Source organism: Steroidobacter sp., from assembly GCF_036402275.1.
Lineage (GTDB): Bacteria > Pseudomonadota > Gammaproteobacteria > Steroidobacterales > Steroidobacteraceae > Steroidobacter.
This window is the reverse complement of the sequence record NZ_DASWTF010000013.1, coordinates 364,901-383,471: the sequence shown is the minus strand read 5'-3', so window position 1 is coordinate 383,471 and position 18,571 is coordinate 364,901. Positions and strand designations below refer to the sequence as shown.

The window sequence follows — 18,571 nt, the reverse complement described above, 5'->3', positions numbered from 1 at the left end:
TGCCTATGCGGGACTTCTGAAGATGCTGCGAGAACCGAACAACGGCGCCTTGAATTCGAAATCGTTGTACTCGCGGTGATAGCGCTCGATGCGCTCGACCTCCGCACGCGTCCCGAATACGAATCCAATGCGCTGGTGCAGACTCTCAGGCTTGATCGTCAACACCGGCTCGCGCCCGGTGCTCGCACGACCGCCCGCTTGTTCGATGAGGAAGCCGATCGGATTGGCTTCATAGAGCAAGCGCAGCCGGCCGGCCTTGGCGAGGTCCTTGCGATCGCGCGGATACATGTACACGCCGCCACGCATGAGGATGCGATGTGTATCCGCGACCACCGCGGCAATCCAACGCATGTTGAAATCACGGCCACGCGGACCCGCGGCGCCTTCCTGGCATTCGCGCACGTAGCGCTTGATGGGCTGCTCCCAATGCCGCGAGTTCGACGCGTTGATGGCGAACTCGTCGGTTGACTCGGGGATGCGCAGATCCGGATGCGTCAACATGAATTCGCCAATCTCACGATCGAGCGTAAACCCATGCACCCCGCGTCCCATCGTCAGCACGAACATGGTCGACGGCCCGTAGATGGCGTAGCCGGCGCACACTTGCTCGGTGCCGGGCTGCAGAAAGTCCTCCACGGTGGGCTCTGTGACACCCTCCGGACAGCGCAGCACGGAGAATATGCTGCCGACTGCCATGTTGACGTCCACGTTCGAAGAACCATCGAGCGGATCGAACAGCAGCAGGTACTTGCCGCGCGGATACTCCGCCGGGATCGCATACGGCTGTTCCATCTCTTCCGACACCATGCCCGCCAGCTGCCCGCCCCACTCGTTGGTGCGAATGAAAATGTCGTTGGAGAGCACGTCGAGTTTCTTCTGCTGCTCGCCCTGAACGTTGACCGTATCGACCTCGCCGAGCGCGCCCGACAGCGCGCCTTTGCCCATCAGGGTCGCGATGCGCTTGCATGCCAATCGAACATCGTTCACCAGCGCGGTGAAATTGCCGGTGGCATGCTGGTGACGGCGCTGTTCCTCGATCAAGAATCGGGTCAACGTTCTGGTCATGTCTGCAACTCCCCTTGTCGTTGTGTCTCCACGGGCGCGGGCTCCGCGAACACGCGGCTGGCCCTGATGTCTTCGGCTTCGATCGTCATCAGATCCTGCTTGGCCAGCGACGCGCCCCGTTTGGCAAACAAGCGGCTCGCCTGACGCAGGCGTGCGCGATCGAGCGCGTTGCGAACGGACCTGGCGTTCGCGAAATGCGGCTGCGTCTGGCGACGCGCGATGTATTCACGCAGCGTCGATTGCGCATCGGCGCTCAGAACGTATTGCATTTGCTCGAGCATCAGCTGAGCGATCGCCATCAATTCCTCGGAGGTGTAGTCCGGGAACGCGATGTGATGCGCGATTCTCGATGACATGCCGGGATTGCTACGGAAGAACCGCTCCATGCGGTCTTCGTAGCCAGCCAGGATCACCACCAGGTCGTCGCGATGGTTTTCCATCTCCTGCAGCAGGATCTCGATGGCCTCCTGACCGTAGTCGCGCTCGTTCTCAGGCCGATACAAGTAGTAGGCCTCGTCGATGAACAGCACTCCGCCCATCGCACGCTTGAGCACTTCACGTGTCTTCGGCGCGGTGTGGCCGATGTATTGACCCACGAGATCGTCGCGCGTCACTGCGACCAAATGACCCTTACGCACATAGCCGAGGTGATGCAGGATCTCCGCCATGCGCATCGCCACCGTTGTCTTGCCGGTGCCGGGATTGCCGGTGAAGCTCATGTGCAGAGACAGCGCCTCCGTGCTCAGCCCAGCCTGTCGACGCAGAGTGTCCACGAGCAGCAGGGAGCAGATGTCGCGTATCCGGGTCTTGACGGGCGCGAGACCGACCAGCTCGGCCTCGAGCTTTTCGAGCACATCGGCGACATGCGAGTCACGAAACGCCGTCTCGAGATTGAAGCTCGCGTCGTGGGCCCCGTCGTCAGCAGTTTGTTTGAGCACAGAATTCATGTAACAAACGTCCCCCGGCGTCCCGCCCGTGTGTCCTCGGGCGGGAGCGCTTTGTCACCCCCGTGGGGTGCGTTTCAACGAAAGCTTCTAATCAGTAACGGTGCCCCTCTGGCCGCCTCGTTGCATAGGAGCGCAGTGCGTAGCGCACCTGACGGCCCGGCCCCTCCTCTCGCAGCAGCTCGAAACCAGGCTCCTCGTCGGGGCGCGCGACCAGAAAGGACAGGCGCAGCGACTCGACGCCGCGGGTCGAGTCGAACGCGTTGACCTTGATGTATCGATTGGGAAACGTCTTTCGACATTCCTGGACTTCCCGCATGATTCCAGCCGCGTCCTTGAGATCGAACATGGGAATGCCGAACATCTCCCAATACGTGTTGCGTGGATGCGGATCTTCGGTGTACTCGACCGACACGGCCCAGCCGCGCTGCAGGCAATACTCGATCTGCGAGCTGATCTGAGCGTCGGTGAGATCGGGAAGGAAAGAAAAGGTGCCTTGAGTGAGTCGCATGGTGGTGTCCCCGGATCAAGCAGCGGCCGTCGGTGTCGGAACGAAATCGGGCGTGTCGGTGCTCGCGTAGTCGAACGTGACCTCACCCCAGGTATCGAGCGCGGCACGCAGCGGTGTGCAATGTTTGGCGGCGTCGGCCAGGATCGACGGGCCTTCACGCCAGATGTCACGACCTTCGTTGCGAGCGAGCACCATCGCTTCCAGCGCCACGCGGTTCGCGGTCGCGCCAGCAGCGATTCCCATCGGGTGACCGATGGTCCCGCCACCGAACTGCAAGACGGTGTCATCGCCGAGATACGTCAGCAGCTGATGCATCTGGCCCGCGTGAATGCCGCCCGAGGCCACCGGCATGACGCCGCCCAGTCCGGCCCAGTCCTGCTCGAAGAAAATGCCGCGCTGTAGATCCAACTCGTTGCGCGGCTCGCGCAGCACGTTGTAGAAGCCCTGCACCGCGTTCGGATCGCCTTCGAGCTTGCCGACGATGGTGCCGGCATGCAGATGATCCACACCGGCGAGCCGCATCCACTTGGCGATGACGCGGAAAGAAACGCCGTGATTCTTCTGCCGCGTGTACGTGCCGTGCCCGGCACGATGCAGATGCAGGACCATGTCGTTCTTGCGCGCCCACTTCGACATCGACTGGATGGCGGTGTAGCCGATCACCAGATCGATCATCACGATGACGGAGCCCAGCTCCTTGGCGAACTCGGCGCGCTCGTACATATCTTCCATAGTCGCCGCGGTGACGTTCAGATAGTGGCCCTTCACTTCGCCACTCACCGCTTCGGCGCGACTGACGGCTTCCATGCAGTTCAAGAACCGATCGCGCCAATGCATGAAAGGCTGCGAGTTGATGTTCTCGTCGTCCTTGGTGAAATCGAGACCGCCTCGCAGCGCCTCGTACACCACGCGGCCGTAGTTCTTGCCCGACAAGCCGAGCTTCGGCTTGACGGTCGCGCCGAGCAGCGGCCGCCCGAACTTATCGAGCCGCTCGCGTTCGACGATGATGCCGGTGGCCGGTCCAGCGAACGTCTTCACATAGGCGACGGGGAAGCGCATGTCTTCGAGCCGCAGCGCCTTGAGCGGCTTGAAGCCGAACACGTTGCCGATGATGGACGCGGTGAGATTCGCGACCGAGCCGGGCTCGAACAAATCCAGGTCGTAAGCAATGTAGGCGAAGTACTGTCCCGGCGAACCGGGCACCGGCTCGACCTTGTACGCCTTGGCGCGATAACGATCGCAGGCGGTGAGTCGATCGGTCCACACCACGGTCCACGTCGCAGTCGAGGATTCGCCGGCCACGGCCGCGGCGGCCTCGTTCGGCTCGACGCCCTCCTGCGGCGTGATTCGAAACATCGCCAGCACGTCCGTGTCCTTCGGCCGGTAGCCGCTATCCCAGTAGCCCATTTGCGAATACTTCAGGACTCCGGCGCGATAACGTTCCGCCGCCGAGTCCGGTGCGCCCCGATTGCCGCCGATTCTCTTCATGGTCATTGCCTCGCCAGTGCCGTCAAATTGCTGTCGACTCGGGGTACAGCGTGGCTGGGGACGGACATTAGGTCCAATTCGAAAAAATTGGCCTCACCATAACTTTTCCTTATTGAGCGAAGGCCGGCACGTGTGCCATGGTCGGGGGCGCCAGGTACGTGGGGAGCCGACCATGCCGATGCGCAACGTCACATTGAGGCAGATGCGAGTGTTCGCAGCGGTGGCGCAGAACCGCTCGTTCACGCGCGCCGCACGTGAGTTACATCTGACCCAGCCGGCGATTTCTCAACAGATCAAGTTGCTGGAAACAGAGGTCGGTCTGCCCCTGCTCGAGCACGTGGGCCGGCAGATTCATCTAACCGCGGCCGGCGATGAATTATTACGATATGCATCACAGGTGACCGATCTGCTGCGCGAAGCTGGCGAGTCGCTCGCCGCCATGCGTGGGTTGCGACGAGGCGTGTTGAAGCTCGGTGCAGTGAGTACGGCGAAGTACTTCGCGCCCTCGCTCCTGTCAGCATTCGCCCCCGCGTATCCGGAAGTCACGATCCGCTTCACGGTGGGCAACAGGGAAGAAATCATCCAGCAGCTCGCATCCAACGAGATCGACCTGGTGATCATGGGCCGTCCGCCGCGCGAGCTCGTCACCGTGGCGGAGCCCTTCGCCAAGCACCCGCTGGTCATCATCGCTTCGCCCAGTCATCCCCTCGCAAACAAACGGCGGATTCCGCTGCAGCGCTTGAGCAGCGAGAAGTTCATCATTCGGGAGGAAGGCTCGGGAACACGCGCCTCGATGGAGCACGTGTTCCGAGAACGCGGCGTGTCGATCCACGTGTCCATGGAAGTCAGTAGTAACGAGACCATCAAGCAGGCGGTGATGGCGGGGATGGGCATCAGCTTCATTTCCATCCACACCGTGGGCCTGGAGCTCGCGGCGGGCAAGCTGGTGATCTTGAATGTGGTCGGCCTGCCGTTGATCCGCGACTGGTATGTAATTCATCTGCGCGACAAGCGCCTGTCGCCAATAACGTCGGCCTTCCGGACGTTTCTGCTCGAGCATGGCGCGGCCATCATCCGCAAAGCCGCCGAGGAGAGTAAACCCATCCCACTCGCCGCAGTCACCTGAACCAGTTTGCATCTCCCGTAATTACTCATACAATTGAAAGTGCCTGCCCGGAGCGGAGAACGGTAACCGCTTGGTGGGAAATCGCTCTCTGACTCCATGCACTCTCGGGGGATGGAAACTGTGTCGACACGATTCAATCGTCGCGAATTGCTCGCCGCTGCCGGCGCGCTCGGGCTGCTCACGCAGAACAAATCGGCAACGGCCACTTCGACGGAACAGCCGGGCAAGGCGCTGCTTGCGCCCACACCGCCGATGGGTTGGAACAGTTGGAATTCATTCGCGACGACCATCACCGAGGAGCAGGCGCTCGCCAATGCCGAAATCATGGCGCGCGAGTTGAAGCCGTTTGGCTACGACATCTTCACCATCGACATCCAGTGGTACGAAGGCGCAGCCAAGGGCTATGACTACAACACCAAGCCCATCCCGACCATGGATGGCCACGGGCGCTTGCTGCCCGCGCCGAATCGATTTCCTTCCAGTGTAAAAGGTGCCGGGTTCAAACCCATCGCCGACAAAGTTCACGCGCTCGGACTGAAGTTCGGCGTGCATCTCATGCGTGGCATTCCGCGGCTCGCAGTCGAACGCAACCTTCCGATTCTCGGCGGCAAATGGAGAGCGCGCGACATTGCCAACACCGCGAGCATCTGCCCATGGAACCCGGACATGTACGGCGTCGATATGAGCAAGCCCGGCGCGCAGGAGTACTACAACAGTGTGTTCGCCCTGCTCGCATCGTGGGACATCGATTTCGTGAAGATGGACGACATGAGTCGCCCCTACGACGCGAATGCGCCGGAGGTCGAAGCTGCACACAAAGCCATTCAAGCGACGGGACGGCCGATCATCCTGAGTCTCTCGCCCGGTGAAACACCGCTCGTGAGCGGCGAGCACGTGCGCCGATTCGCGCAGATGTGGCGCATCAGCGATGATTTTTGGGACGAGTGGCCGCAGTTGAAAGCGCAGTTCACGCGCTTGGAAAACTGGTCTCTGTACCAGCAGCCGGGACGCTGGCCCGATGCGGACATGCTGCCGCTGGGCCGTCTCGCAATGGGCAAACGTGACTCCCGCTTCACGCCCGATGAGCAGCGGACCTTGATGACGCTGTGGTCCATCGCGCGCTCGCCGCTGATCATGGGCGGCGATCTGCGGCACTTAGATGCAGCGACGCTCGCGTTGTTGACCAACCGTGAAGTGCTTGCGGTGAATCAAGCGAGCCGCGACAACAAACCTGCCTTGCTCATCGAAGAAGTCCGCACCTGGACCGCGCGCGCCGAGCAAGGCGAAGCGCGCTACCTCGCGATGTTCAACGTCAGCGACAAGGCAGATACCAAGCAAGTCCACTTCGACCTGTCACGCCTGGGTTTGAAATCCGTGAAAGTGCGAGACCTCTGGGCACAACGAGACCTCGGCACCGTTCGCGATCGCGTGACCGCGACGCTCGCGCCGCACGCCTGCTTCCTGTATAGCCTCACGCCTACGGAAGCTCGGATTAATCGACTCCCCTGACCTCAGCCAATTAGGAACTGGTCGAAATGCTCCGCCGATCGAAGGCGTCGTCCGCGAAAAAATGCCACTCGTCGGATAGTTCCTGAAGCAAAAAGTGCGTCGACGAGGTAACCACTTCGTCGGCTATCGCTCTTACCTGCAGAGAGTCACCACTCCAGGGGCCGACGTTCGGAGGAACATGTCAGCCGAAGCTGCTCGCGTAATGATTACCGGCCTGGTCGCCAGTCATGGCGTGAAACTGCGTCGGTTCCTGCTGCTGCGAGTACGCAACGCCGCCGACGTGCCCGACATCCTCCAGGAAGTCTATCTGCGCATGTTGCGCGTACCGAACGTCGAGTCGATCCGATCGCCGGAGGCTTATCTGTTCACGGTCGCGCAACACGTGGTTCAACAGCACGCGCTTCGCCAATCGGCGACGCCGCCGTCCGTCGAGCTGAGCGAGATGCTGAACTCCGCGCGAGCCGTGCCGGATGTAGATCCGGTGCTCGATCTGGATGCGCAGCAGTGTCTCGAACAACTGCAGGCTGAGCTCGATCAACTCTCGCCGAAACTCCGGGCCACGTTCCTGCTGCATCGTCGTGACGGACTGTCGCTGGAGCAAATCAGCGAGCGACTCGGCACGTCGCTGCCAATGGTGAAAAAGAACCTCATGCAGGCGCTGGTGCAGTTACGCCAGCGACTGGAGAGAGGTTGAGCCATGGCGCGCCCGTCCTCTGCCAAACTCAATTCGCAGATCTACTCCGAAGCCGCGGAGTGGTTCGTGAACTGCCGAAGCGGCGCGCTCGACGATATCGCGCGTCGCAAGTTCGATAGCTGGCTGCGACAGTCGCCCCAACATCTCAGCGCCTATCTGGAGCTCGCTGCGATTTGGGACGAAGCGCCGGGCCTGGACGCGGAACGTCGCTGGGATACCGACACGCTCATTTCCGAGGCGCTCGCGGATCGAGGCAACGTCGTACCGCTGACCCGCCCTTCCATTCCGAGCGGCGCATCTTCGAGTCAGGCGCCGATGCGATGGCTCGCGGCTTCAATCGCCACCGTCGCCATCGGCCTCGCCGCCCTCGTCTGGGTGTATCTGTTTCGCGAGCCTGTTTATGTGACTCAGATCGGCGAGCAGCGCTCCATCACGCTGTCCGACGGCTCGACGATGGAGCTCAACTCGCGCTCCAAAGTCCGCGTGCGCTACTCGGAGCACGAACGGGCGTTGGAGTTGCTCGAAGGTCAGGCGCTGTTTCGTGTGGCGAAGAATGCGGAAAGACCCTTCACCGTCACCACCGACGGCACGCGCGTGCGCGCTGTCGGCACGCAATTCGATGTGAACAAGAAGCGCGAGGGTACTGTCGTGACGGTCGTTGAAGGTCGAGTCTCTGTGCTGACGAATGTTCCCGATGCTCGCGTCGATCCCGTCGCCGTCGAAATGTCCGAGCCGACGCTCATGCTCGCCGCGGGCGAGCAAATTACGGTGACTGACACGGCGGCCAAGGAAGTGACACGCCCCGATGTTGCCCGCGCCATCGCATGGACGCAGCGGCAACTGGTATTCGACGCCGCGACGCTCAGCGAAGTCGCCGAAGAGTTCAACCGCTACAACCAGCGGCAACTCGTTCTACGCGACGCGGAGCTTTATGAATTTCACATCAGCGGCGTGTTCGCTTCGACGGATCCCGGCGCATTGCTGGCATTTCTGCGCGAGCGCGCGGGCGTGCATGTGGAAGAAACGGACGGCGCCATATATCTGACGAAAAAGCGCTCCACGACGGTAACCGATCGGTGAAGGGATCGCTCTATTGAGGTTGAGCCCGTCACATCAGATGGCGGCTCGAGAATACGTGCCTCGCGCGAGAGGCTTGGGGGATGTCATGCGAGTGAGCGTAGCAGCTGTTTGCCTGGCGCTGGTGGGCTTGTCCGGGACGGCGGAGTCGCAAGCCGCCGTCAGGAAACAAACTCACATTCCAGCGCAGGGCCTGGGCCTGGCGCTGCAAAGCCTGGCCAAGGAACGCAGCTTTCAGCTGGTCTACGTGTCCGAAGAGGTCGACGCGCTGAGCACACGCGGCGCGGTCGGTCAATTCACGCCTGAAGAGGCGCTCGCCCAACTGCTCGCCGGCACGGGACTGACGTTCAAATACCTCAACGACCGCACCGTCACGATTCTGCCGGCGCCGCCTCCTTCTCAGGAGCGCGCCGGCAGATCGGAGCCTGGAGACAATCGCGTGCCACGCATCAGCAAACCTTCGATAGTGAAAAACGTTCGTCTGGCCTCGGCGGCTTCGGCCGTCATGTTCGGCGTCGCGAGCGGCCAGGCCGCCGCGCAATCGACCGGAGCCGAGAGTCAGGACCTGGAAGAAGTCGTCGTCACCGGCATCCGCAGCAGCTTGCGCCAGGCCATGGAGATCAAGCGCGACTCCGATCAGATCGTCGATTCGATCGCCTCCGAAAGCCTGGGCAAATTTCCGGACACCAACATCGCCGAGTCCTTGCAGCGAATCACCGGCGTGTCCATCGATCGCAGCGGCGGCGAAGGCCAGGCCGTCACGGTGCGTGGCTTCGGTCCGGAGTTCAACACGGTGCTGCTCAACGGCCGACGCCTCGCTTCGGATACCGGCGCGCGCTCGTTCAATTTCGACGTGCTGCCCGCCGAGTTGATCTCACGCGTCGATGTTTATAAGAGCGCCACCGCGTTGCTGCAGGAAGGCGGCATCGGTTCGACCATCCTGTTGCACACACCGCGGCCCCTGGAGCTTGGCGATTTCAAGAGCATCCTGTCCGCCAAGGCGCTGTATGAGGATCTCTCGGAGAACACCACGCCCGAAGTGTTCGGCATGATCAGCGACGTCTTCGCGGATGGACGCATCGGCCTGCTCGTCTCCGGCTCGTATCAAAAGCGAGAGAATCGCTCGGAACGCATTCTCACCGACGGCATTCTTACCGCTCCTCGCGACAGCATGGAGCTGATCGCGGACGATCTGGCCGCGCAAGGCTATTCCGAGGACGATCAGTTCTTCATCCCGCAGAACCTGAATGTCAGTCCCATCGACGAAGAGCGCGAACGCATCAACTTCAACACCACGTTCCAATATCAGATCGCGGACAACCTGCGCCTGACCGTCGATGGCATGTACGACAAGTTCAGCGTGTTCACCGAGGCGAACTCACTCGGCTTTTTCGTGACGCCCTCGATCATCACGGCCGCGACCTTCGATGAGAACCGCACGGCCACCAGCATCACGCAAACCATCGACGCCGCCGTCGACTTCACTCGCTCGGTACGCGACCGCCCCACCGACATCTACGCGGGCGGCATCAATCTGGCGTGGGATGTGACCGACAGCGTCAACGTCGCACTCGACTCGTCCTGGTCACGCGCGAAATCCGGTGGCGCGGAAGGCACGAACGTGGCGGTCGTCGGCTTCCGCAAAGACATCTACACACTTACCTACGGGCCAAATGGCATTCCATCTGTCACCGGTGTGCCGTCGCAGGACTATGTCGATCCGAGTCTGCCGGTCGCGCACTTCAACATGCGTGGCAGCGGCGGCGGTCCGCTCGGTGGCGGTGCGGATCTCGAAGATGAAATCTTCGAGCATCGCATCGAGGCGCAATGGCAACCGGACAACGAGACGCTGCGACGCGTGACCGTCGGTGCGTTCTATTCCGATGAGAAACAGAGCCGCGACACCCGCCTATCGGACAACGAGATTCTTTGCATGTACTGCGGCTACTTCGTGGGCATCCCTGACCAGCTGATGCGACCGTACAACGTCGGCTCCGGCTTTCTCGGTGGCCGCGTGTCCGTGCCGAGCGCATGGCAGGCATTCGATATCGATCCGTTGCTCGCGTATCTCGAATCTTCTGAGGCCGCGGCTGCGCGCGATGCGTTTCTCGAACTGCCTGCGGGCACTACGTTGGCGGAACTCGCCGCGCACAACGGCTTCGAAATCCATCAGCGGCCGGACTCCTCGCGAGTCGAGGAGCAAGTCGCCGCGCTGTATGCGGATGCGAGTTTAGAAGGCTCGATGGGCGACATGCCGTGGAATCTGACGCTGGGCGCTCGTTACGTGCGCACGGAGACCACGGCCTTCGGTATCTCACAAGAGTTATTGGACCTTAGAAACAGCGGCGATCCGACGCTGTATCGGACCGTGCTGGGCGATCCGATCACGGTGGACCAGACCAATAAGTACAACGATTTCCTCCCGAGCCTGAGCTTCCGCCTGAATGTCACCGACGATGTGATCGTGCGCTTCGCCGCCTCCAAGACGCTGACCCGCCCACCTCTCGGCGCGTTGTCCCCTCGCCTGGTCATCGGCACCACTCGTCCCGGCAACCTGCAGGCGTCCAGCGGCAATCCCGATCTCAAGCCGTTCGAATCCAGGAACGTGGATCTGTCGGCCGAGTGGTACTACCAGGAAAACGGCTTCGTCACCGTCGGGCTGTTCTACAAGGAGGTCGAGAACTTCCTGGTGAACAGCGTCGAGAACCGCGTGCTGCCCATCGCCGATGCGGACAACCTGTTCTCCGGCGATCCGGTGTTCGAAGTGAGCCTGCTCGACAATCTGGAAAGCGCCACCGTCAAAGGCGTCGAAATGGGCTTCCAGCACAGCTTCGACTGGCTGCCGGGTCTCTGGAACGGCTTCGGCCTGGGCGCGAACGCCACGCTGGTGGAAAGCGGAGCCGAGCTCAACGTGGAAGACATCTCACAAACATTCGCGCTCGAAGGCCTCGGCGATTCCTACAACGTGGTCGGCTTCTACGAGCGCGGGCCGCTGGAGGTGCGCGTCGCCTGGAACCGTCGCGAACGTTTCCTGCGAACCGCGGTCGGCTTCGGCAGAGAGCCCACGTTCGTGCAGCCGTATCAGCAGATCGATGCTCGCGCCAGTTACGCGATCACGGACAATTTTTCGGTGTTCGCGGAAGGTGTGAACCTCGGCAACGAGATACAGCACCGGGTCGGCCGCTACGACAATCAGATCCTGCTGCTGGAAGAAACAGGTCGTCGCTACACCCTCGGAGTGCGCGCGGAGTTCTGAAGCGACCGTCTGTTCGCTGTAAGAGGAAACATGGCCGCACAGACGTTTGTGCGGCCGCGAAGCAATCATTAGACTAAGGAGAACAAACTACAATCTGAATTCAGCGGGACAAGCATGGTAGCGAATGCCAGTGGCCACAGGGCAGCGGTTGTCGTGTGCATGGGAGTCCTGTTGTCCGCGTGCGGCGGCGGAGGTGGTGGCGGCGGTGGCGGCACCCCGGGGAGTCAGGGCCAGTTTTCGATCTCGCCCGCCTCGCTGACATTCGAAGCCACCAATAGCGAAAGCGCCTCGATGCCGCCGATGCGAATTACCGGCACTATCAGCGGTATCTCGCCGCAGACGCTGTTCATCAACGCGCGGATCACGGGCCCTGCCGTCAGTTCGGTCAGCGATTTCGCCGTCTCCAGCTCAGCCACGGGCATTGCTAACGTTTATCCGGCGCCTCCGCGAGACTTGGGACCCGGAAGTTACAACAGCGTCATCACGGTGACCGCGTGCACCACGAGCGTCGCCTGCACTTCAGGCGTCATCGGCACGCCACAGACCGTCAATGTCACCTACAACATCCATGGACTGCGCAGCTCGCCAGCCAGTCTCACCTATTCGATCGGCAATACGAATGCGCCCAGCGATCTGGTCCGCACGTTCGATGTCTCCGGCTGGCCCGCGCAGAACTGGACGGCCTCTGCTTCAGTACCCTGGCTCATCGTCAGTCCGACGAGTAGTACCGCCGGCGCCACGACCCGCGTCACAGCGTCGCTGGTTCCCGCTGAGCTCGCGATCCTCGGCAGCGGCGCTCACACTGGGTACATTCGGTTGCAGCCCACCGTCGGAGTTGCCGTCGACGTTCCGGTGACGATGAATATCACCCGCGAACGCGTGAATTTCGTCGCTCCCTATGTGGCGCTGACAGGAACCGAAGGCGATGTAATCATCCGCGGCGAGAACCTGACGCGCTATCCCATCACGGCCGTGCGTTTCGGTGGAACAGACGCCGTGTCCTATACAGTCGTCAGCGACACCGAGATTCGGGCGCGCCACCCTGTACTGGCCGCGGGCAGCTACGAAGTCAACATCGTCAACGGGCAGACGGCGGGCACCCGCGCGGCGCTGCAAGTCATCCCTCCAAAGAACTATTCAGTCACCGTGTTCGACTATTCCAGCGCAGGCGCCTCACTGGCTGTGTGCCTGGTTCACGATGCCGAACGCGACTCGCTGCTGGTCGCGGCGCGTCCCGACACGGGCCCGACGCAGTTGTATCGTTACTCGTTGGCGGCGGGCGGCTCCGTCGCGGCAACCGCCACGTTTTCTCAAATGAGGGCGTGCGCCTTCACGGCCGATGGCCGCCGACTGATGGTCAACTCATTCGAGCCCCCCGTCGGTAGCGGTTTCATGCTGTCGGAACTGAATCCCACGACGCTATTTGCCGAGGTGAGAGCGCCGATATCCTCCGAGCTCAGGGGAATGGCGAGCGCGAACAACGGCCAGATCGTGATCGCCACGGACCCTGCGGGCTTACTGCAGTATTCTCAACTGCGGCACCTCTTTGGCGCCTTCACGCCTTCATACAGCGTTACCACTGGCAGGTTGGCAGCCAGCCGCGATGGCTCGATTGTACTGGCGATAGACGGTAACTCCGGTGTCGTGTCGTACGACGCCAGCACCGGGCAGCTCACCCTCCCCCCTGTGTCGTCTCCTTTCATAGCCGATGCGGTCGACCTGGATCGTACCGGCGAGCGCGCGTTGTTCGACAACACACGCGTGTACTCTCGCGACTTTCAGCTGTTGGGCTCGTTGCCTGGCTCTACGCGCGTGGCTGCGTTTTCGCCGAGCGGCCAGCGGGCGTATGCCTATGACCAGAACGGCACGGTCCGCACCTTCGACTTGACCGCCGCCACCGCCGGATCGTTCGCCGAGATCCTGCCTGCCATCGCTGTGCCTCAAAGTCCCGCAAACACTTCGAACAGGTTGCGCATGCTCGTGAGCCACGACGAGCGAGCAGTGTTCATCGCCGGCGACGCGCGAGCACTGGTGATTCCGCTGCCCTGAGAGCGGCTGCGACAGCTCAGCGTAGCCGCATGAGCCCGCCCGGCACACGCGCGTTTCGAAAGCTTCGGCGTGCAGCTCGTTGACTTCCTGGTTGCTAAAAGCGCCACGCCATTCGAACACCGTCTCACCGGCGAGCGACATGAGCTCACTCGACCTCGATTTCAACCGGCGTTCCGTACACGGTGCGCCCTTCTTCGCACTTGACCTTGCTGATCGGCGTCAACGTCACTTTGCCAGGCGTCAACATGGTGGCGACGCGGCTCTTGTCGAGCTGGTACTCCTGGTGGAACTCGACGGAGTTTTCCGGAACCACTTCCCATTGCACGCTGTGCGCGACTTCCGGCTCGAGCTCGACCGGCGGACGATAGACCCAGCATTGACCCTGGGTGAGCTGGCTGCGAGGAATTTGTTTCCACTGACCCGTCGTGCGCTGCTCGACGTGCAGTACGACTGTCTCGCCCTGCTTCACTTTCGGGGCCGAGGCGGTCGCGGTGAGTTGCACTGTCTGCGGAGCGTCGAGCACGTACACCGTCGGCCCGCGTTGTTCGCATCCGGCAATAACTACAAGAGCAGCGGGAACCAGAAGCTTGCAAACAGATCGCATGATGAACGTTTTTACCTGCCGTGGGCGCCGAATGCCCCGGGCCGCACAATAGACGCGGCCCGGGACCGGCGCAACTTGAGTCCCGCCGGACCATCTGTTACCGTCCGTAACAGTACAGCCGGTAACACACGTCATGCGCGCGACCAAATCCGAACTGGGCGAGCTCGAACGGGCCGTGATGAAGATCGTCTGGGCGCACAGCCCGCTCAGCGCCGAGGCCGTCAGGGAGAAACTCAAGCGCGATCTGAAGGAGGCGACGGTGCGCACCGTGCTGCGTCGGCTCGAAGCCAAGGGCTTTGTGAATCACAAAGTGACCAACCGGACGTTCATCTACGAAGCCGCCGAGCCCCGCCGTCGCGTGGCCGCCCGCGCTATCAAAAAAATCGTCGACTGGTTCTGTGACGGCTCGGTGGACGAAGTATTGGTCGGCATGGTCGACGCCAAGATGGTCGATCGCGAACAGGCGGACCGGTTGCTGGCCGCCATCAAACAGGCAGAACAGCAGCAGCCCGCGAAAGAGCCCTCGCGTCGTTCCAAGAAAGGAGTGCAGCCATGATGCTTCTCATCGCTGAGTACACGGCCCGATCGATCGTGCTGGGCCTGCTCGTGTTTCTGGCGCTGAAGGCGCTGCGCATCGAGGATCCGCGGCTGGAACGCACCGCCTGGCGCATCGTGCTGGCCTCTGCTCTGCTGATGCCAGCGATTCTGGAGTTGGGCTCACTGTCACCTATGCCCACGCCCACGCTCAGCGCGAGCTACACCGAGTTGCTGACATTCTCGGCGCCAAGCCCGGTTTCTAACGAAAGCAGCACAGTCGTGCTCGCGCTGCTTTCAGCGCTCTCCGGCGCGCTCGTCATTCGCCATTGCTTCGGCATCGCCCGATGCTGGGCGATGCGGCGACGGGCGCGGCGATTGTCGTCGAACGTTCATGACGGCCTGGACGTTCGCATGAGCGACGAAGTGAAAGCACCCGCCACCGTCTTTTCGACCATTCTCGTTCCGACCGACTTTGACAGCTGGTCCGCGGAGGCCCGACGGCTGGCCATCGCGCACGAACGTTCGCACCTCGCGAGCAAAGATTTCTATGTGCAGTGGCTGGCGCAGTTGTATCGAAACATATTCTGGTTCAATCCGTTTGCGTGGTGGCTGGCCAGCCGCCTGGCGCTGTTGAATGAGCACGTCAGCGACGATGCCGCGATCGACGGCCGCGACGAGCGCACGACCTATGCTCAAGTGCTTTTGAATCTCGCGCGACGCGGTGGAGTCGGCGAATATGTGGTGCCGATGATCAGAAATCATTCTCTCGGCCACCGGATCAAACGAATCTTGCAACAAAGCAACGTGGGTGAGTCGAGCGTTCGCAGAACACTGCTGGCCGCATGCGTACTCGCGCCCATTGTCGCGGCTACCGCAGCGATTCGCTCACCGTCCAACCGCGACAGCGACATAGACAACTCGGACGTGCTCGAGTCCGGACCGGGGGCGAACGCGAATATCGTACTTCCGAAAAGTAATCCCACCATTCCGCTGTCAGCGCCGCGCTATCCGTCAGCATCTCGCCAACTCGGCCAGACCGGCACGGTCGTGCTGAGGCTGCTCGTACTGGAAGACGGCAGTGTGGCGGATGCCAAGATCACGCAGTCGAGCGGCTACCCCGATCTCGATTACGCCGCCTTTTATGAAACGTTCCGCTGGCGCCTGAGTCCCGGCACGATCGACGGCATGCCGGCGCGCATGTGGGGCCGATTCGCCGTTACTTTCAAACTCAACAACGACTGAACCGCGGGTGTGTCGATGGCGCGTCGTCATCTTTCGCTATGGATTGCGTGCACTGCCCTCGCCGCCTGCGGCACGCCTCCGCAGCGTGCCGAGTTCACCAGCGGCTATCCGACGTATAACTGCCCGGAGCGGCTCGCGGGCCAAGTCACATTGCAAGCCGAAGTGCGTCCGGTCGAGTTGCAGACAGCGAGCCTCAAGCACACTTCGATCGCCACCAACGGCTCGCTCGGCCGACGACTGCTCGTCGCCGTGACTCCCAACGGCTTGCGACCCAAGGATCAAATTGTCTGGAGCGCATTGAGCGTGTCCACGCTCGGCGGCACGTTGCTCGGCTGGGAGCGATTCGACGTTGCCTCTCCGACAAAGAGCGCAGACGAGGTCTCGACTGTCGCGATTTCTCCCGGGCAACTCAAAGTCACCCGCATCTCTAAGGGACGCGCCGATCTCACGGGCAGCCAATCCATCGACCTGCTCGTGATGCCAGGCGGCGTTGCAATCGATGACACCGTCGTTCGTTTCTCCGCGCTGTGGGGCGATGACGGCAAACCTTTGCTGAGCGATCGTGTGTCCGCGCAGTTGCTTCCCGTGCGCCACCCTCCCGGCCTCGATGTTGTCGAGGCGACGCTGGAACTGACTTTCGTCGTGCGACTGGGCGACACTGACGATGAGTGGGTGTGCGACAGTCAGACGCGAGTCACGCTCGTCGATCGCGACTCTCTGCGCCAGCCGCTCTATGACCTCGGCCTCGCCTCCACCAACGCCACCCGCAAGGAACGCGTCGCTCTGTTCGATCCAACCCTCGGCGCGATACGACTCGTGTTCGACAGTCCCGCCAGCGCCACTTCGTTCGCCAACTGGCTGCGCGCCACCGGCGCGACCCGAGTCGGTTCCTATTCCCTCGCCGTGTTCGATCAAAGCGGGCTGTCGCCCCGTCGGCCGTTCGGCCCGGTCAGCGAAGAAGCCATGCAAACACTGCGGCCAGTGACAGAAAAAGATATCGGCGGCATCAAAGTCGGCCCGGCCGGCGAGCCCTGAATCGCCAGGCGCCGCACGCCTCCAACTGGACGTTCCGAGCCAGTCCGTTATGCTCGCCCCCGCGACCTGTTCCTTACGCGGGGGATTCGATAATGAAGTTCGTGCTGAGTTGGATCGCTGTAGCGCCACTGCTCCTCACCCAGGCGCACGCGGCGAACGATGCTGAATGGCAGCCGTTGTTCGACGGCAAGTCGCTGAATGGCTGGCGAGTGATCAACGGCACCGCGAGCTACGAGGTGGTCGATGGCGCCATCGTCGGCACCACCAAAGCGGGCACGCCGAACAGTTTCCTCGCGACCGACAAGACCTACGGCGACTTCATCCTGGAGTTCGAAGCCAAACAAACCGTGGGCCCGAGCAACAGCGGCGTGCAGTTTCGCAGCCAGAGCAAGCCGGAAGTAATGGAGGGCCGCGTGCATGGCCCGCAGATGGATCTCGATCCGTCGGAACGCCAGTGGACCGGCGGGCTCTACGACGAAGCCATGACCGGCTGGTGGTATCCCGGCACACTGAATCCGCAGCCCGGCCTCTACAAGTTCAACGAGTGGAACAAGATCCGCATCGAGGCCATCGGGCCGTCGATGCGCACCTGGGTCAACGGCGAGTTGTCCGCGTATGTTCTGGATCCGACTTACAAAGAGGGCTTCATCGCGCTCCAGGTGCATTCGATCGACAAGCCCGACGAAGCGGGCCGCAAAATTCATTGGCGCAATCTGCGGATCAAGCAGACGTCGGCCGCCTCGCCCGCTCAGGCAAAGATCTTCGTTCGCAACACCCTTCCCAACGACTTGAGCGAAGTCGAACGCAATCAAGGTTGGAAGCTGCTGTGGGATGGTAAAACCGACAAAGGCTGGCGCAGCGCCAAAGGCGAAGCATTCCCCACGCGCGGCTGGCGAATGAGCGACGGCGAGTTGACCGTGACCGGCGGTGGCGGCGGCGACATCGTCACCGAAGAAACCTTCGCCGCGTTCGAGTTGCAGCTCGACTTCCAACTCACGCCGGGCGCGAACAGCGGCATCAAATATTACGTCGGCGACTACGGCGGCGGCGACGCGTTGGGGTTGGAATATCAACTACTTGACGACGAGCGGCACGACGACGCCAAGCAAGGCGCCGACGGCAACCGCACGCTGGCCTCGCTCTACGATATTCAACCGCGCACCAGGCTCATGACCAACGTCGGCCTCGCGCCGAAAGTGGGTCAATGGCAGCATGCGCGCATCGTCGCGCGGCCCGATGGCAGCATCGAGCATTGGCTCAACGGCGTGAAGGTGCTGGAGTTCACGCGCGGCTCGGAAGATTTCAATCGCCGGGTGGCCGCGAGCAAGTTCAAAGCTATCGCTGAATTCGGCCAGTTGGAACGCGGTCGCATCCTGTTGCAGGATCATGGCGACGAAGTCCGTTTCCGCAGCATCAAGATCCGAGCGCTTTAGG

At 61.9% G+C, this 18,571-nt stretch carries 16 protein-coding genes; 10 read left to right on the top strand and 6 right to left on the bottom strand.

The window, feature by feature from the left end:
- Positions 1–3: 3 nt before the first annotated feature.
- From VGD45_RS06485 to VGD45_RS06470, 4 genes are all read right to left on the bottom strand, one after another.
- Entirely contained in the window at positions 4–1,065 is a 1,062-nt protein-coding gene (locus tag VGD45_RS06485; protein ID WP_331154459.1) for a class 1 fructose-bisphosphatase, read from the bottom strand.
- Positions 1,062–2,012 carry a CbbX protein gene (gene cbbX, locus VGD45_RS06480; protein WP_331154458.1) on the bottom strand — a complete coding sequence of 317 codons (951 nt, stop codon included), beginning with the start codon at positions 2,010–2,012 and terminating at the stop codon, positions 1,062–1,064. The genes VGD45_RS06485 and cbbX overlap by 4 nt, the downstream gene beginning before the upstream one ends.
- A 91-nt stretch (positions 2,013–2,103) precedes the next feature.
- Positions 2,104–2,520, bottom strand: a complete 417-nt coding sequence (locus tag VGD45_RS06475) for a ribulose bisphosphate carboxylase small subunit (protein WP_331154457.1) — start codon at positions 2,518–2,520, stop codon at positions 2,104–2,106.
- A 15-nt stretch (positions 2,521–2,535) separates the two neighbouring features.
- Positions 2,536–4,014, bottom strand: a complete 1,479-nt coding sequence (locus VGD45_RS06470; protein ID WP_331154456.1) for a form I ribulose bisphosphate carboxylase large subunit — start codon at positions 4,012–4,014, stop codon at positions 2,536–2,538.
- Positions 4,015–4,180: 166 nt separating this feature from the next.
- Between VGD45_RS06470 and VGD45_RS06465 the strand changes: the two genes are divergently transcribed.
- The 5 genes from VGD45_RS06465 to VGD45_RS06445 all read left to right on the top strand — a co-directional run bounded on the left by VGD45_RS06465 (position 4,181) and on the right by VGD45_RS06445 (position 11,670).
- Complete coding sequence (locus tag VGD45_RS06465; RefSeq protein ID WP_331154455.1) at positions 4,181–5,134, top strand: LysR family transcriptional regulator; 954 nt, start codon at positions 4,181–4,183, stop codon at positions 5,132–5,134.
- Between the two features lie 111 nt (positions 5,135–5,245).
- Positions 5,246–6,643 carry a glycoside hydrolase family 27 protein gene (locus tag VGD45_RS06460; RefSeq protein WP_414717558.1) on the top strand — a complete coding sequence of 466 codons (1,398 nt, stop codon included), beginning with the start codon at positions 5,246–5,248 and terminating at the stop codon, positions 6,641–6,643.
- A 178-nt stretch (positions 6,644–6,821) separates the two neighbouring features.
- Positions 6,822–7,337 carry an RNA polymerase sigma factor gene (locus tag VGD45_RS06455; RefSeq protein ID WP_331154453.1) on the top strand — a complete coding sequence of 172 codons (516 nt, stop codon included), beginning with the start codon at positions 6,822–6,824 and terminating at the stop codon, positions 7,335–7,337.
- Positions 7,338–7,340: 3 nt separating this feature from the next.
- The gene (locus VGD45_RS06450) at positions 7,341–8,417 is read left to right on the top strand and encodes a FecR family protein (protein WP_331154452.1); all 1,077 of its coding nucleotides are present in this window, start codon (positions 7,341–7,343) and stop codon (positions 8,415–8,417) included.
- 91 nt (positions 8,418–8,508) lie between these two features.
- The gene (locus VGD45_RS06445) at positions 8,509–11,670 is read left to right on the top strand and encodes a TonB-dependent receptor (protein WP_331154451.1); all 3,162 of its coding nucleotides are present in this window, start codon (positions 8,509–8,511) and stop codon (positions 11,668–11,670) included.
- A gap of 224 nt (positions 11,671–11,894) precedes the next feature.
- On the opposite strand, the gene VGD45_RS06440 is transcribed toward VGD45_RS06445, so the two are convergent.
- Complete coding sequence (locus tag VGD45_RS06440; protein WP_331154450.1) at positions 11,895–12,086, bottom strand: hypothetical protein; 192 nt, start codon at positions 12,084–12,086, stop codon at positions 11,895–11,897.
- A gap of 37 nt (positions 12,087–12,123) precedes the next feature.
- On the opposite strand from VGD45_RS06440, the gene VGD45_RS06435 reads away from it, so the two are divergent.
- On the top strand, positions 12,124–13,719 hold the full coding sequence (locus tag VGD45_RS06435) for an IPT/TIG domain-containing protein (RefSeq protein ID WP_331154449.1): 1,596 nt from the start codon (positions 12,124–12,126) through the stop codon (positions 13,717–13,719).
- Positions 13,720–13,864: 145 nt separating this feature from the next.
- On the opposite strand, the gene VGD45_RS06430 is transcribed toward VGD45_RS06435, so the two are convergent.
- Positions 13,865–14,248 (bottom strand): hypothetical protein, encoded by a 384-nt coding sequence (locus VGD45_RS06430; RefSeq protein WP_331154448.1) that lies wholly within the window; start codon positions 14,246–14,248, stop codon positions 13,865–13,867.
- A gap of 208 nt (positions 14,249–14,456) precedes the next feature.
- Here VGD45_RS06430 and VGD45_RS06425 point away from each other — a divergent pair, with 208 nt between their 5' ends.
- From VGD45_RS06425 to VGD45_RS06410, 4 genes are all read left to right on the top strand, one after another.
- A complete protein-coding gene (locus VGD45_RS06425) occupies positions 14,457–14,879 on the top strand; it encodes a BlaI/MecI/CopY family transcriptional regulator (RefSeq protein WP_331154447.1) in 423 nt (140 codons plus the stop codon).
- Positions 14,876–16,102: a M56 family metallopeptidase gene (locus VGD45_RS06420; protein ID WP_331154446.1), complete on the top strand. Its 1,227-nt coding sequence runs from the start codon at positions 14,876–14,878 to the stop codon at positions 16,100–16,102. The genes VGD45_RS06425 and VGD45_RS06420 overlap by 4 nt, the downstream gene beginning before the upstream one ends.
- A gap of 15 nt (positions 16,103–16,117) precedes the next feature.
- Complete coding sequence (locus tag VGD45_RS06415; protein ID WP_331154445.1) at positions 16,118–17,137, top strand: hypothetical protein; 1,020 nt, start codon at positions 16,118–16,120, stop codon at positions 17,135–17,137.
- Positions 17,138–17,229: 92 nt separating this feature from the next.
- Complete coding sequence (locus VGD45_RS06410; RefSeq protein WP_331154444.1) at positions 17,230–18,570, top strand: DUF1080 domain-containing protein; 1,341 nt, start codon at positions 17,230–17,232, stop codon at positions 18,568–18,570.
- Position 18,571: the final 1 nt, after the last annotated feature.